Origin of the sequence: Coprobacillus cateniformis (assembly GCF_009767585.1) — a bacterium.
GTDB classification, from domain to species: Bacteria; Bacillota_I; Bacilli_A; order Erysipelotrichales; family Coprobacillaceae; genus Coprobacillus; species Coprobacillus cateniformis.
This window is the reverse complement of record NZ_WSNW01000001.1, coordinates 2,158,429-2,175,463: the sequence shown is the minus strand read 5'-3', so window position 1 is coordinate 2,175,463 and position 17,035 is coordinate 2,158,429. Positions and strand designations below refer to the sequence as shown.

The window sequence follows — 17,035 nt, the reverse complement described above, 5'->3', positions numbered from 1 at the left end:
TCAAGAAATAACTTTTTCTGGATTTATAATTATTCTTGATAAAACAGAAATGAATCTTCATAAATAAGATCGGGAGATATAGATACAAAAACGTAATCAAACGCATTTTCATGAAAATATTTATCTATATTTCCATCATAATAACGTGGATCAATAATCTCAATCTCACTACATACTTGACTAAAGAATGTGATTAATGGTAATGAGTAAGAATCTTTATAAAATGCTACCTTCAATCCAGTAGGATTATTATTATTCACAATTTTTGCATAGCTACAATTATAATCCAAATAAGCGGCATAAAAATCATATTGTGGGCTTAGATAATCTTTTCTAATGTTTACAAAATAAGATGGGTTAATTAAGGTATCATCCATTCTTCCCTCTCGATGAGTCGTTTGACCATAATGATTCATATCATACACAAATGAAGTTTCATATTTTGGATATATGAGTGTAAAGTCCTCAACACCACTATATAGTTTACCCGTCTTTCGCCCTAATGAACCTATATAACTCTTCTTATATGTCATTTGATTGTAGTTGTTTATATCACGATAATAATACTCTGGATCTAAATTTAATGAATCCTTTTCATTTAAGTAATTAATGAGTTCATGAGTCGCTAAGAATGCAGACTCTATTTTCCAATGATGGTCTGTTTGATAAAAAATATCTTGAATAGATAAAGAACTTTTTTGAAAATATTCTCTATAATCTAAGACTTCAATCCCTTTATCTTTTAAACCTTGTACATATCTATCAGCTGTCTCATTATTAAATGAAGATGGATATCCATCTAAAGAAGCTGACTTCCCTTCTAAATATTTATCTGGAGGTACTAAAGTCACAAGTTGTCCATTATTATTCTCAACAGCATCTTGTAGACGTTTCATTCTTTCCACAATGATGGAGGTATCCCGTGGCTTAGTCTGCTGACTTGTTAAATATAACATGTTATCAGTACCTTTTATCACTTCAAAATTATTAAATTCTCTTTTTCCTAATACGGATTGTATAAATCCATAACTCTCTATGTATGAATTTTTTTGATAAAGATCATTATTCATTTTTGTTTCAATATCTTGGGTTGATATTGTTGATGTCAATTCTTCTTTTAAAAAAGGCCATGAATAGATACAATTTATAACTGAAAAAGTAACAAGACTAATGATAAAAATAACTGCAGTTATTTCTTTTTTTATAAAAAACTGTTTCATAGGGACCTCCTAAAAATGAAAATAAATAAAGGGATTGTATGTTCCCTTAATAATATAAGTGACTGAAACATAAAAGAGAAGCATAATAACAAGAGGATACATAATACTAAATAATTTTTCTAAATGATACCATTTCTTATAAACCAAAAAGTAATTTATTCTTTTAGCAATAGGAGTACTGAATATTATACCTGCAACAATAAAAATCCAAAACTCTTGAATAATCATTATTGTAGAAGAACATATCAAACCGATAGTTCGAAAGCCAAACATTTGTGATATATAAACACCTGCATCATATATATCTGGTGCTCTAAAAATAACCAATCCAATCGTAATAATAAATAAAGCATAGAAATGTTTCAATAAAGGATACTTTTTTCTTTTTTCAAAATGAATAAGTTTTTCAGCAAAGATAAATATGAAATTATATAACCCCCAAATAATAAAAGTCCAATTAGCTCCATGCCATAAACCTGTTAAACTCCAAACAACCAAAAGATTACGCACCATTATACTGCTATTGGCTACTCTAGAACCTCCCAATGGGAAATAAACATAATCTTTAAACCATGTTGATAATGAAATATGCCAGCGTCTCCAAAACTCTGATATAGATTTTGATATAAAGGGATAATTGAAATTCTCTTCAAACTCAAAGCCAAACATTAACCCTAATCCAATCGCCATGTCTGAATATCCACTAAAGTCATAGTAGAGTTGTAAACAATAGCAGATTGCTCCTATCCAAGCCAAAGTCACTGATATATCTAAATTTGCAGATGCTTTGAAACAATAATCCACAACAATGGCTAATGAATTAGATAATAAAACTTTTTTAGCTAACCCAACAATAAAACGACAGACTCCAACAGCAAACTTTCGCATATTGATTTTTCGATTTTCGATTTGATCTGCAATGCTTGTATATCTCACAATTGGTCCAGCAATAAGCTGAGCAAAGAATGCTATATACAATCCAACATATATAATATTTTTTTGTGCCTTTGCTTGTTGACGATAGATATCTATCACATATGATAGTGCTTGAAATGTAAAAAATGATATTCCAATCGGTAATATTATTGGCTGTAATGAATAAGAAAAACCAAAAAGATGACTCATTGTTGAAATAGTGAAATATAAATATTTAAAAACAAACAATAATCCAGTATTCAAAAGACATGCAATCATTAAATAAAACTTTTTTCTTTTAACTCGTTCATGATTTCTTTGAATAAGTAATCCTAAAATATAATTAAAAACAATTGAACATAATAACAAAAGAACATAATAAGGCTCTCCCCATGCATAGAAAAAGATACTAACAATAAATAAGAATATATTCTGTAATTTTCTTGAAAAAGATAATAAATAATTTATACAGAAAACAAAAGGAAGAAAATAAAACAAAAAGATTGTACTAGAAAATAACATTAATCTTTCTTCCTCCTTTTCATGAGATATGCGATAAAAACAAATGCACTTATCCCTAAAATCAAATATCTAACACTTTGAATAAAAAATGTATTGGTTAATAATTGAGGTAACGTTATTGGTTCAATCGAAGATTTCATTTGATACTTTTTAAAATCAGCATTTTGTCTAGACCATGAATAGCGAAGATGAATTTCTTTTTGATATTTTTTCTCTTGATAAGTTGAAGAAATTATTAAGGTCTGTTCAGTTGCTTCACTTGTGATAGTTAATAAACCATTATCATCTAATTGGATTCCTGGTAATGTGAATGTTTCAAATATATATCCCTCTAAAGTTTTGTATTGAGATATACTTTCTCCAGCATTAGGAATAAGAACCTCATCTGCACCTTGAATAGCTTCTTGAGCATGTAGATATGAAAATGTAAAGAGAATTGTTATGATGAGAGTGACTGATATAACTATTTTTTTCATTATTCCACCTAATAATATAACCTTTCATCGAATTCTTTTTCATCTTGTTTGATTTTATCTTTTTGCTTCTTGATCTGCATAAAATGTTCCTGTGACCAGTCATTTATTATTGTTTGAAACTCTGGATTTTTAACTAATGATAAATAATTAATCACTTTATACAATGTACCTTGTTCATATTCTTTCTTCCTTTCACACTGAAGAAAAAGATTATCATTCATTCTTATTTCTAAATAATTCTCTAAATGCTTACCTTCAATCAATAAATATTCATAGTTAAAGTTCTTACATATAACTTTCTGGAATGTGCTTGTTTCCAATATTTTATTTAACTCAAGTCTGGCGAGTTTTCTATTATATGTTATGCCTTTTTGAGTACGTCGAATAATATTATGGGATAACTCGTCAAAGAAACTATGGTTTTTGGATATCCTCGAAGGTAATGTTGGTTCTCTATCATATAGAAGATGAATATACTCCTGCTTCATTCCTGGCAAAAAGGAAGTTATTTCAACTCCATATTTCCATTGAGAATGACAACAAGATACATGTTTAATTTGACCTTTAAAAATAATATTATTGATTTGAAACTGTATTATTTGATCTGGAGATAAATAGTGTGGATAATCACAGACAAAAGATAATCCCATATCTGATAAATCTTTTGTAATGCACTGATTTTGAATACCTTCAACTTGAATTGGCAATTCTATTGAAAAACGTTCTGAATCTCTTAGATACTTTCTCCCTAACATAAAAAATATAGCCATTAACAAAGAATACATATTAACAACTGTCCAAAAGAAAACAATAATATAAGCATTCTCATTCCCTAAGAATATCTCTCTTATACAATTGATTAAAGAGATAAGACTTAATATAAATAAAAGGATATGTACAAGAGAATGTTTCAACTGATAGCTACTATCACTATCAACTTTCTCTTTACTTGTGACAGAGAATTTCCTTTGAGATATCCCAAATGTTTCAAGGAATACAGCCGGTAACAATGAGGGAAAAAGAATCGTATCATAGATATTACTTAATCGATTTGTTCTAATATTTTTAGAAAATTGTTTAATAGCATATTGATATACCAAATATTGTGGTAACCACCATAAAAGCAAGTCCAAAAACGAGCATTTCACAACCTGAATACCAAAAACAGCAAATAAAATTGGAGACAATATATACATAGCCCTTCTTAAAGGGGTATACCAATAGAGCAGAGATGAAAGATAACTGATTTTTTGTCCAATTGATAAACCTTTCCTTGTTAAGACATTGACTTTTCTTAATGTTTGTATACAACCACGAGCCCATCTTTCTCTTTGTTTAATCAAACTTTTCAAATCAGTCGGAGACAACCCTACTGCCAGAACATCTCTAATAGCATAACAAGTATATCCTTTCGCCTGAATTGAGATACCTGTGGCAAAATCTTCTGTAATAACACCCGTAAAAAAGCCTCCTATTTCATCTAATGCAGCTCTTGAAATGACAGTATTTGATCCACCATAAATTGCTGAGTTTGTTTTATTTCTAGCAAGTTGAACATCGCGATAAAAATAATCTTGTTCATTCGGAACATTCTGTTCTGAAAAAAGATTATATTGAAATAAATCAGGATTATAAAAGCATTGTGGAGATTGGATAAATCCAATTTTAATACTCTTTTTCTTTTCACGTCTTTGCCATTGATTATTAATATATTCATAGTCTGGTAAAAGAAAATAAGGAACAGTTTTCAAAAGAAAATCAGATAAAGGAATCATATCAGCATCAAAAGTTGCAACAAGTGGAGAATGCGTATGTTGTAAAGCATTATTCAAATTACCTGCCTTTGCATGTAAATGCTCTTCACGTGTGATATATCCTACTCCCATTCTTTGTGCCAATTCTTGAACTTCTTGACGATTGCCATCATCTAACAGATAAATATGAACCTTACTTTTATCTGGATACTCCATATATAGACACCCATTCACTGTTTTATATAATAATTCACAAGGTTCATTATAAGTAGCAATAAAGACATCAATATCTGGATAGTCTTCATCTTTTATTTTTGGCAACTCAGGAACAAGTTCCTCGCCCATTCCATAACAATGCTGAATGGTTTCAATAGCTCCAAGGGTTTCTGAAAAAAACAGCAGTAACCCAAATATACAATTCAAAATACCTAGCTCTAATGGTATAGTGAAAAGCGCTCGCCATATAATATATGTGAGCGTCGTTACAACAACCGCTATATATAAAAGTGTTGTTCGATTCATCTTTTTTTGAGTTTGTATATTTACCCACTCCTTCTATAAACGATATATGTCCTACTACGTACAAGGTTTATATTACCATATATTGGTATAAAAATTCAACCTATGATTCATAACTAACATATAAAGTATTGCCATGCTTTTCTATACAATACATGTATTTTTTTATGTAAAATAAAAAAGAAAGCATTTATCTGCCCTCTTCTACTGGTATTTCAAAATATTTCTCAAATGTCTTTGCAATACCATCATGATCTACAGTATCTGTAATCTCCGATGCTACTTTTTTGAGTTCATCAATAGCGTTTCCCATTGCTATACCATGCTGAACAAGTTGTAACATCTCAACATCATTAATACCATCGCCAAAAGCATAAGTATTTTCATATTCAATACCTAATTTCTTATAAAGATATTCACATGCTGTTCCTTTGGTAAATCCTTTGCAATAGACATCCATACGAATCAAACCTGTTTCATAAGGAACCATAGTGAACTCATTTTCTAATTCATGATAAGCTGACCACATGTCTTCTGCATTATCAAACAATACGCAGCAACTCACAGCCTCAATATCCTTTGCATCAAATTTTTCATAAACATTTTGAGGTCTTTCACTTGTTCCTTGGAACATTTCACGATGTTTAACGACAAGTTCATCGTCTAAACATGAACACCACTCTCCATTATGTCCATAAAACATACTGCGTCCATTATACTTTTGATAGATATCTAATTGTTTTTGAACTTGTTGATTATTAAAAAGTTCATCAATCAATATTTCTCCTTCAAAACGAATATAATGTCCATCACTACAAATATATCCATCAAATTCAATATCCTGTACACTCTGAGGAACCTCTCCTCTTGCCGTTGCAATCACTATCTTATGTCCTTGATTTTTAAATTCATTTAATGCATGTATTGTCTGATTTGTTGGATGCATCAATCCATTAGGAACATTGACTAATGTTCCATCAATATCAAAGAAAGCTATTTTTGTATCCATAATAAAAACCTCCTATGCCTATTATAAACAAAATTTTGATAATTTCTAAAAAATATCAAAATATGAAAAAAGGCAATTACTCATTACTTTTCATAGCACTATAGCCAATCCATACAGTCCATACATATGCACAGGTTTTTGGAATCATTAACATGCCTACTGCTGGAATTGTATCTGCAAACAAGACAACTGGAATATAAAATGCAAAACTCAAAACAATAGTTAACCACATATAACGAAAAGAATGATCATTCTTCTGTTGACTACTTTGAAAAAATAAAACGATAACTAACAATCCCAACAAGGCAAACGGAATATTTCGATAAATCCCCCAAGATAATGGTGCATGAGCACTTAGCCATTCATTTTGTGGGAACATACATAAAACAATACGAATGATTGCAAATATATATACTGCAAATGTTAATCCTTTATGTTCTGTCACCTGATAGCGAATTCTCCATACATAATATAAAATGACATAGAAAACAGTCATTGTAATAGAAGTTATCCATTTTCCAATTCCTAATGCCACTGTATAATCTTGTAAACCTGTTGTACATAGTGCTATAGCACGTGGAACCAAATGGAACGAATCACCTAACCCTAATAGTACTGCCATAATCCCAAATAAGAAATATTGTTTATTACCACGATTTCCTTTCATCATTAAAATTCCTAATGTGATAACAGTTGTTAAATAAACAATATCAAATAATGTTTCTACTATTGCCTGCATCTATTTTTCCTCCTTTATATTTAGATAAAATTGAACTAAAAATAATATTCCTGCACACAGCAAAGATACACCTAACCCTGTATAAAATACAGCGATAAATATATCTGGGACAAGATGAAAAGCTCTCAAACTTATACCCATTGTCATCATAAATGCCATAATACAAAATGCCTGAATATCAAAAAATCTGATAAATAATTGTAATTCTTCTTCATAGGATATAATTCTATTGGTATGTTTTTGTACCATTTTATAGAATACAAACTTCATAAAAATCCCAAATACCAATAAAGATAATATAAAATTAATAACACTTATGTATGGAGGATAAGCTTCAAGCCCTAATTTTAGGATATTAAAACCAGCAACTGCCCACACAAAACCAGCTATTAATAATAAATATTTCTTTTGAACTTTCATAATTCAACTCCAATCTGAACAATGTTCATTTTAAATCGTTTATAAACCCACTCATGTGGGCTAATAAATAACTTTTTTGATGATTTCAATTAAGACCTGACAAGATGCTTGGCGATGTGACAAAGCAGTTATCATATTTGAAAAAACAAATTCAATAAAATCTTCTTCTTTTAAAGAATCATCAAATATATGTCTTTTAACCAGATGATCTTGTCTTAATACAGTATGTAAGTTTTGATACATATGTTCAAAATATTTCAGCATTTCCTGTTTTCCTAATTCTTTATTTTCTTTCTCAAAAGCATCAGAATGAATAAAGAAAAAATCAGGATACTCCTTTGTTCCTCTTAACATTTGTTGATATAACCATTCTATACACTCTATGAAGTTCTTAAAACGCAAACAGTCATGTGTATTATGGAATATAATTAACCAAATAGATTCAACAGTAGCTGTTATAAGTTCTCCTTTAGAAGGAAAATAATTATAAATTGAACCAACTGCAACATTGCATTCTTTAGCAACATTACGCATATTTATTGCTTTTAACCCTTGGGTTGCAGCTATATTACGACTCACATCTAAGATTGCTTCTTTAGAGGTCACCACTTTATTCATCTTATCACCACCAAACTGAACAATGTTCATATTACAACTTTTTTATCTCATTGTCAAATTATAAATAGAAAAAGTTGACTTTCTAAAGTCAACTCTAAGAAATGATTATTACATATTAAAATAATAACTATTAGAAATCTGATCAATTTCAAATACTGCATCACTATTCTTTTTCTCATTCATAAAATCTTCATCTTGTAATAAATAAGAAAATAATAAATCAATAATAAATACAAAAGCCATCTGGTCAGTAAAAGCATCTTTATTTTTAATATATAATTTATCAGCACTTACAATTTTAACATCTGATACTTCTGCCATCTTTTGAGAATCATAACTTGTTATGACAATATTTCTCCCTGATTTTTGATTAATATTAGATAATGCATCTATCATGGCAGTTGAACACATTGTATTAAAGAAAGTTATAAAGACATCTTGACTTTGACATTTTGAACAATATAATTTCATTGAAGTCCAATCATTAATAATGATTGCATCAACCCCTATTGTTTTTAATTTTTGCTGTAAACATTTTCCAATATTTAAAGGGCTATGATTGTCAAAGATATAAATTTGACGACTTTCTTTTATATATTTAACAATTTGTATAAAACTCTCTTCTTTCATCATGGCAAATGTATTATCTAGAACTTTTTTATAATCAGAAAGCATTGATACAAATAAAGATTGTGGGGCATCAGTATGATCAGATTGGATATCTCGATAAAGACTTCCCTGCACCATAGCAATTTTAAAATCTTGAAACCCTTTATAACCTATCTTCTTACAGAATCTATTAATACTTGTTTCAGAAACACCCACTTCATTTGCAATATTAGTAATTGTATTATTGACAATAAATTCTGGATTCTTTAAAACAAAATTTGCAATCTCGTTTTCTCTTAATGTCATATCATTTCGTCTTGATGCAATATATGAAAAGACTGCTGGAATTTTATTATCATTCATTACATACCACTCCCCTTATTTTCTTTCTATATGCATACATTTGTATACATTATACAATACTTTCCTACTATTAATCTATAAAAATTAGAAATATTTAACATTATACACTTGTTGACTTTGTAAGATAATGAAATAAAGCACCTATTAAATTAGCATCATTATGATACTGACAAGTAAGAATAATTGGTCTCACATGCGCATGTGTAAAAGTTTTGAATATAACATCTAATCGTTGATTGATTTCATCAATCAGATCATCTCGCATACTAATTCCACCGCCAATGACAATTTTTTCAGGATCATATGCATACTGTAAATTATATATTCCATTAGCCATACTCCAATAATATTCATTTATATATTTTTCATAAATAGGATCATTATGATAATGATCAAAAATATCTTTAGCATCTAATAAATGAAAATCTATATTTTTTTCTTTAGCTATATCTTTTAAAATATTCACTGTTGATGCATCAGACCATGTTTTTATTGGTCTTTCATGTGCATCTAACTTAGAAATCATATAACCAAATTCACCACCATGGAGGTGAACACCTTTATGAATTTTTTTATTCTTCACAATTGCTCCACCAATGCCTGTTCCACTGACAATAAAACAACAATCATTCACATCACTAGCCGCACCTTTCCAGACTTCTGCCAAAGCTGCACAATTTGCATCATTCTCTATTTCAACTGGAATCTTAAACTTTTCTTCTAAATCTTTTTTTATGTTTGGACCGTGAATATAATCATAGGCACTTGAACCTCCAATCACTCCTGATTCACTATCAACTGCCCCTGGCATACTTAATGCAATTCCTTGAAGATGAAAGTCCTGATATTGATAATAAGCATTTGCAAAGACTTCATACATTTCCAGCAATGATAAAGGTGCTTTCACAGATTGTGTTTGAATAATATGTCCTTCTTCATCTAATAATCCGTATTTGATTGATGTTCCACCAACATCTATACATAAATAATGTTTCATTACTCTCTCCTTACCAAAAAGAGGTGTTGATAACACCTACTTCTTTCTTAAAATCCAAGCTCCTTGACTTATTAATAAATCTTGAAGTTGTTGAATATCAATACTTCTATAACCAACATTTTTTAAAGCAGCTAAATAAGCTGCAACACCTGCTGCCTGCCCCATTGTAAAACAATTAGGCATCACACGCAAAGCACTATTTATAAGACGATCAGAGCCAATAGTTCGACCTGCTACAATTAGATTTTCCATTCCCTGAGGCAATAAACTGCGATAAGAAATCCCATGAGATTCACCCTCTGGTAAATATTCCATCACCATTGTACTCTCCTTATTAGGTAAATGAACATCAATAAAGTAACAATTTCTAGCAATTTCATCTTCAAAACTTCTTCTCTTTTTAAAATCTTCAACACTCATCATATAGTCAGCAACAATCCTACGACTTTCTCTAATCCCCACCTGATCACCTGTTGAAATCAACTGTGCATTTTCAAATCCAGGTACATATTTTCTCAAAAAATCTGTATATACTTTAGCCAATTGACGACCTTTAATATTTCCTTTCGTTAATGAAATTGCATCTGTTCCATCAACGCCAAAGACATGACCAAAATTAAATGATGCAGTCGTATCTGTTAACCAAGAGAAAGATGAGACACGTTTTCTTCCTTCAGGAATATCGCCTTTCTCTTGTGCCAATGTAACAAGTTGAGAAAATTGATCATCATCTTGAGAAGCTATATAACTTAACGTTTTATCTTTATCAATACCTGATACAACAAAACACATTGTTCCAGGCTGAACTGTAGGATCATCTTGATCACCTTTTAGAGTAGGAACTCCAGCCATATATGCAATATCGGCATCTCCAGTTGCATCAATATAAGCCTTTGCTTTAATAATACTGCGTCCATTTTTATTAGCAATAACCAACCCTTTCATAAAACCATCTTCACATAAAACTTGTGTACACAATGTATGAAATAAAATCTCAACTCCACTTGATGTTAACATTTCATCACAAACACGTTTATACACTTCAGTATCAATTGTAACCCAGTCTAATTTATCCTTATTCATTCGTTGGCACTCAGCATTGCTTTGTTTCTTAACCTTATCTAATATCTCATAAGCAATTCCTTGGCTTACAATATGAACACCATCTGTATATGGACAAAAAGCAGGAATAGGCATAAATGCACCTGTTCCACCAGCAAAACCACGTTGTTCTATAAGCAATGTTTGTGCACCATTTCTACTGGCTGCAATTGCAGCACTTATCCCTGCTGCACCACCACCGATAACAACAACATCTACATCATAAATAACCTTGAGTTCTTCTTGAGGTATTAACATTTTTTATTCTCCTATTTCTCGACGCCATTGTTCTTGTAATGTTTGGAAACCATCTATAGTCATTTCTTTTTGATGAATGAGTAGTATATAATCATAAACGTTTGGGAGGTCATTTAAATGAAGCAGTTCTTTTGCAAAAGCATGTGCTGCTATTTCACAACTACTCATAACAGTAGAATGTAACTTTATTGGTCCTAAATGAAAACGAACAATGCGATCTAATCTTTCATTTGTGGGTTGTTGATCAATATATTCATAGAAATGAAAGAGCTCATGTGCTAAATGAATTTGAACAATATCTTCAAATGTTATTTGCTCATCAATATATTTTTGACTTGCCTCTAACATCTCGCATAGCGAATCCGTATACAAGATTATTTTTCTATAATCTTTTTTTAATTCAATTTGAGCTCGAAATTGAACTCCATAAAATTTTCCACTTTGCTTATTATAGGATATTTCAATATGATTTTTTTGACAGAGTTCTTCAACACTCAAATATTTATATGTTTTCGCTTTTTGTTTTCCTAATTTTAATGATTCATTAATATAATAGAGATAATTTTCTTTAGGTATTTTATGAAACAATAAATCATTCTTAAGGGTTCCATAAGCTAACAGTTGATCATCCACATGAGTCCATTCAATCACTTTTCATTTCTCCTTTCTATTGATATGCAACAGCTATAATCTGGTCATCTTCTAAAACAAATTCTAACTCTACTTCCATAATTGATAAAATTTGTTGAAGAGATTGTATCCCAGTTAAATCTAACATTTTTTCTTTATAAAACAAGAATAATTTAGGTATTGTATCATTCGCATCTGAATAAACTGTATAATCATTCATAAAATCTATAAAATCACTCTGAATTGCTGATTTAGGAAAAACGAGATAATAAGCACCTTCTTTTCGTAAACGTGCAACACCTTCTCTATCTAAGACACAGAGACGATTCATATTTTTTTTCATCAAGCCAAATAAACTCTTTTTTTCTATTGGTGCATTAAAGAGATTCCATCTAGCTACATTCTGAATAAATTGCATAGAATCTGTATCAATATTCATAGCTTCACTAGCTTTTTTGGTCATTTGTTCTATGGTTAAAGCTGCTTGATTTAAGTCTTTAGAACGCATTTCTGTTGAACCAGTTGCTATGGCAGAAAGAATATTCTTTTGTGCATCAATTTCAATCATAACATCAACTGTATCTTCATTTGCACCTGATTTAACAATTTTTTCAATAACTTCTGCTCTTATTTTTTTTATATCTTCATCAGTTGGGTTGACAACAGTTTTTTCTATCTGTTCTCTAACCATTGCTAAAGCTACTCCTATAGTTGAAATATAAGGAGCATTTTTAGCAATCTGTACTTTATGCCCAGATATTTTTCCTAATGCATATGTTAAAACAGATGCACTTCCACCGCCTCCAACGAGAGTTACATAATTCCTATCCAATTCATATTCATCAATTAACATATTGACAACTGTCATAACTTTTTCACAAGCAATTTTGATAACTTGTTGAGCAGCTTCTTCAGCAGTCATACCACAATAATTGCCTAATGCATTCCAAGCTTTATAATTCGCTTCTTTATGACCATAAGCATAATCACCTTCAGGAACATAACCTAATAAATTAGCAGCACCTGCTAATGTAAATGAATATTCTTGACCTGTTTCGCTTACAACAATAGCATGATCTTTTGAATCTCCTTCTTTTGGTGAAATAAATTGAATTGTTGGATTAACTAAATTTTTGGCATCTGTAAAACATTCATACTCTTTTCCAGCTATGTGAGCACTTCTTGGTCCAACGTCTACAATTTGAGCATCTTTCACAATAACCATACTACCACCAGCAATCCCCAATGTTCTGACATCAAGTGATTGTAAATAAGTATGATGTCCACCAACTTGAGCATTTTTAATCATAACTTTTCCATCTTTAATAACAGAAATATCTACACTTGTTCCACCAACTTCAAAGAAGATACCATCAGTGACTTTCTCATACATGAGTGCTCCTGCAACTCCTGCTGCCAATCCTGACAACATTGTTAAAATAGGACGTTTTCTAACCTCATCAATACTCATAACACCACCATCACAGCGCATAATCATTAATTGTGTTTGAATATTTGCATCTTTTACTGCCTGTTCTGTCATATTTGCTGTTTCCATCATCTTTGGAATTAAACTTGCATTAACAACAGCTGTTCTGGTTCTGACCTTAAGTCCATAAAGTTGTGAAATCTCATGTCCACCAGTCGCAAACATTTCTTTTTGATTCGCTTTTTCTATTACCTTTAACTCATTGGTAGGATCATCAACACTATAAGCCTCAGAAGCAACAATGACTTCTGCTCCTTCTGATTTTAATTCTTCAATTGATTGCTCAATAAGAGCTTCATTTAACTTCTTTGAGTCTACAAAACGATTATAAACTTTTAAAAATTTTCCTTGTGCTAACTCAATATCTTCTGTATGTGTTCCACTCTTAGCAGTACTGCTATCAATACCAGTTCCCATTCCAAGAACTCCTACTTTTGCAACATCACCTTCTAATAGCGCATTTGTTGCCTGTGTTGTTCCATGGGCTATAAAGTTAACATCAAGAGGTGAAATGTTATTATCTTGTAAAATTTCATTGATGATATTAACGATACCTGTGGCAACTCCACCAACTGCATCATGTGTTGTTGGTATTTTCTTTTTTGCAATAATTTCATAGGTATCATTGTCAATAACAACCGCATCGGTGAATGTTCCACCTACGTCTATACCAATTCTTACTTTTTTACTCATTTCTTATTTCCTTCCTATTTTTTAAAAGAACTGGAAGCTAGCAATTGTTAGTGAAACAATAACAGCTGCAACTGTCCATAAAATAGTTCCTTTTGTTAAATCATTAACTTCTGTCTTTGTAAAGTCTGCTGACCATACATTATGTGTATTTGTTGGATCACATGTCCCTTGAACCATTCCTTCAACTCTCAATGCAACCATTGCAGCCATTGGATTCATTCCAGATGCAACTAAGATAGCACCAATTCCACTTCCGAGTCCCCACATATTCATAGGTCCACGATATAAAGCCAGTGGTGCTAAAACAGTAAAAATCAATACATAAGCAATAGGTGAAGTTGGAATAATCATCTTAATAACAGGTTGAATAATTGTTGCAACTTGTGGAGCCATAACAGCATTTAATAAAATACCAATTCCAATCATCAATCCCATTGCACCTGCAACATCTTTTAAACCTTCAACAAATGAAGCTGAAATAACTTGTAGTGGTTTTCTTGGCAATGTTAATAATAAAGCAACTGCAATTCCAATAATAACTGCTGGAACAATTGATAAATTCATCGTAAAAACTAAAACAACTGGAACAATTGGGCTTAATAATGCCAATGGATTTACATTTTTTTGTCCACGTGCACCATCACCTGTAGGCATAGCCCATGATTTCTTTAAAATACTTTTTCCTTTGACATGGTAAAGTATAAATGCTAAATATGCAACAATCATCGGTACCATAATTAATAAGTTTGTTGATAAAATCTTTTGAATATCTAAATTGAATAAATCTACATACATAGCTAAACCTGAAACATTTAATGTTCCTCCAGTCGTATTCGCTAATAATAAGATTGAAGCACTTGCAAAAGGACTTATTCCTGCTGTTAACATGATTGGAATAATAATTGTACCAACTAAGATAACCATTCCTAAGCCATTTGAACCTGCAAAGATAACTGATGCAGCTACATATAAAACCAATGCAATAATTAAAGGCTTATCACCAGCCAATTCAGCTGCCTTTTTAATAATACCTTTCACTATCCCAACACGATTTAAAACCTGTCCAAAAAATGAACCAAATACCAAACCAGCAATAGCTGAACTTAATCTCATTGCTCCTTGTTCTAAAACATTATTAGCAATTGTATAAGTCTCTGGATTATTTGAAATCAAAGGGACTCCAGCTACCAATGCAATTAAAATTCCCATTAAAGGCAATGCTATAATTGTCTGCATTTTCTTTGTCATCATTAAAGCTGCAAATGCAAAGAAAATAACTAAAATCAAAATTCCTTGTACCATCTTACTTCTCCTTTATATTTAAATATGCATTTTGTTTTAATAATTCTTTTTGTATCAAATGAACATTAATTTCATCTGGATATTGATTATATCTTGCTGATAAAGCTGCAGCAATACCAACACTATGTCCAATTGCCCCCACCGTTGGTGTTGTACGAATCGCTGCTTGTGCTTCAAAAGTTGCACTCACACATCTCCCCGTTACCAATAAATTGTGAATAACTGGATTAATAACTATTCTATAAGGAATAGAATAATACTTTCCATCTTGTAATCTTTGATGATATGTTCCTTCTCCATCAGGACTATGTACATCAATAGGATATGCTGAATGGGCAATCACATCATCAAATATTTTCGCCAGAAGAATATCTTCTGAAGTGAATTGATAATATCCTTTGATTTGTCTTGATTCTCGAACGCCAATACTTGGGCCCGTAGAGATCATATGAATATTCTGAAAACCTTCTAAATCACTTTTCATGAACTTTTCTAACTCTTGGCATTGCTTTCTACCCTCAATTTCTGCTAAACTAAGACTGTAAGGATCATTTGGATCACAATCTCGTATTCTTGTCGTATTCACAATGAACTCACCAGGTTCATTTGTTTCAAAAAGCAATACATCTTCGCGTTGAATATGAATTCTACCTTCTTGTTTTGCACATTCAAATTCCTTTTCAAAACCAATAACAGATAGCCTTGGAACTTTTGTTATGGTTGAAATATCATTGTGCATACGCTTGAAGTTATCAGGATGTGTTTGAATGTAGTGGACGAGCTTTTCTCTATTCACTCCATTAATTTTCATATTTAATGTCATAGGTTGTGTCTTATGATCTTTTTTTCTACCAACATCACAGGGAACACCAGATTTATATGCCAAATCTGCATCTCCAGTTCCATCAATATAGACACGGCCAGCAATTCTTTCTAATCCTGCTTTATGGCAAACAGTTACACTTTGAATACATCCATCCATAACTTCTACATCCGCCAGCATAGCATGATAAAGAATTTTTCCCTGACTTTCTAAATACATCGTTTCTAATTCATACTTCATTGCTTCACTATCAAAAGGTGTTACTGAATATGTGTAATTTGTAGAGTCATAAATATGACCTACTGATTTGTCTTTTGCTTGTAAACGTTCAATTAATTCACCAGTAATACCTTTAATAATTTGTTGTTCATTAACATGAAAAGTCATCATCGGCCCTACACCTGCAGATGTTAAAGCACCACCTAAATAACCATTCTTTTCAATAATGAGAGTTGAAGCTCCTGTTCTTGCAGCCGCTATCGCAGCGATAGTCCCAGAAAATCCTCCTCCCATAATAACAACATCATAAATTATTTTCCTCACCCTCCTTTGCAACCGTTTACAACCATTATTATAAA

At 31.1% G+C, this 17,035-nt stretch carries 15 protein-coding genes; all 15 read right to left on the bottom strand.

Features of this window, described 5'->3' with window-relative positions:
- Window positions 1-29: 29 nt before the first annotated feature.
- Complete coding sequence (locus GQF29_RS10840; RefSeq protein WP_008787342.1) at window positions 30-1,220, bottom strand: alginate O-acetyltransferase AlgX-related protein; 1,191 nt, start codon at window positions 1,218-1,220, stop codon at window positions 30-32.
- Window positions 1,221-1,229: 9 nt separating this feature from the next.
- Window positions 1,230-2,657, bottom strand: a complete 1,428-nt coding sequence (locus GQF29_RS10835) for an MBOAT family O-acyltransferase (RefSeq protein ID WP_008787341.1) — start codon at window positions 2,655-2,657, stop codon at window positions 1,230-1,232.
- Window positions 2,657-3,133 carry a hypothetical protein gene (locus tag GQF29_RS10830; RefSeq protein ID WP_008787340.1) on the bottom strand — a complete coding sequence of 159 codons (477 nt, stop codon included), beginning with the start codon at window positions 3,131-3,133 and terminating at the stop codon, window positions 2,657-2,659. The genes GQF29_RS10835 and GQF29_RS10830 overlap by 1 nt, the downstream gene beginning before the upstream one ends.
- 8 nt (window positions 3,134-3,141) lie before the next feature.
- Complete coding sequence (locus GQF29_RS10825) at window positions 3,142-5,310, bottom strand: glycosyltransferase family 2 protein (RefSeq protein WP_236916421.1); 2,169 nt, start codon at window positions 5,308-5,310, stop codon at window positions 3,142-3,144.
- 286 nt (window positions 5,311-5,596) lie between these two features.
- Window positions 5,597-6,415, bottom strand: coding sequence for an HAD family hydrolase (locus tag GQF29_RS10820; protein WP_008787338.1), 819 nt, complete (start codon window positions 6,413-6,415; stop codon window positions 5,597-5,599).
- Window positions 6,416-6,491: 76 nt separating this feature from the next.
- Window positions 6,492-7,154 (bottom strand): hypothetical protein, encoded by a 663-nt coding sequence (locus GQF29_RS10815; RefSeq protein ID WP_008787337.1) that lies wholly within the window; start codon window positions 7,152-7,154, stop codon window positions 6,492-6,494.
- Window positions 7,155-7,574 (bottom strand): hypothetical protein, encoded by a 420-nt coding sequence (locus GQF29_RS10810; RefSeq protein WP_008787336.1) that lies wholly within the window; start codon window positions 7,572-7,574, stop codon window positions 7,155-7,157.
- Between the two features lie 60 nt (window positions 7,575-7,634).
- Window positions 7,635-8,192 carry a TetR/AcrR family transcriptional regulator gene (locus GQF29_RS10805; RefSeq protein ID WP_017143933.1) on the bottom strand — a complete coding sequence of 186 codons (558 nt, stop codon included), beginning with the start codon at window positions 8,190-8,192 and terminating at the stop codon, window positions 7,635-7,637.
- 108 nt (window positions 8,193-8,300) lie between these two features.
- Complete coding sequence (locus GQF29_RS10800; protein ID WP_008787334.1) at window positions 8,301-9,164, bottom strand: MurR/RpiR family transcriptional regulator; 864 nt, start codon at window positions 9,162-9,164, stop codon at window positions 8,301-8,303.
- A gap of 100 nt (window positions 9,165-9,264) precedes the next feature.
- On the bottom strand, window positions 9,265-10,161 hold the full coding sequence (locus GQF29_RS10795; RefSeq protein WP_008787333.1) for an ROK family protein: 897 nt from the start codon (window positions 10,159-10,161) through the stop codon (window positions 9,265-9,267).
- A gap of 36 nt (window positions 10,162-10,197) precedes the next feature.
- Complete coding sequence (locus GQF29_RS10790; RefSeq protein ID WP_054325311.1) at window positions 10,198-11,520, bottom strand: FAD-dependent oxidoreductase; 1,323 nt, start codon at window positions 11,518-11,520, stop codon at window positions 10,198-10,200.
- A 3-nt stretch (window positions 11,521-11,523) separates the two neighbouring features.
- Window positions 11,524-12,171, bottom strand: coding sequence for a hypothetical protein (locus tag GQF29_RS10785; protein WP_008787331.1), 648 nt, complete (start codon window positions 12,169-12,171; stop codon window positions 11,524-11,526).
- Between the two features lie 16 nt (window positions 12,172-12,187).
- On the bottom strand, window positions 12,188-14,332 hold the full coding sequence (locus GQF29_RS10780) for a hydantoinase/oxoprolinase family protein (protein WP_008787330.1): 2,145 nt from the start codon (window positions 14,330-14,332) through the stop codon (window positions 12,188-12,190).
- Between the two features lie 21 nt (window positions 14,333-14,353).
- Window positions 14,354-15,634 (bottom strand): TRAP transporter large permease, encoded by a 1,281-nt coding sequence (locus GQF29_RS10775; protein ID WP_008787329.1) that lies wholly within the window; start codon window positions 15,632-15,634, stop codon window positions 14,354-14,356.
- A gap of 1 nt (window position 15,635) precedes the next feature.
- Entirely contained in the window at window positions 15,636-17,000 is a 1,365-nt protein-coding gene (locus GQF29_RS10770; protein ID WP_008787328.1) for an FAD-dependent oxidoreductase, read from the bottom strand.
- Between the last annotated feature and the right edge of the window lie 35 nt (window positions 17,001-17,035).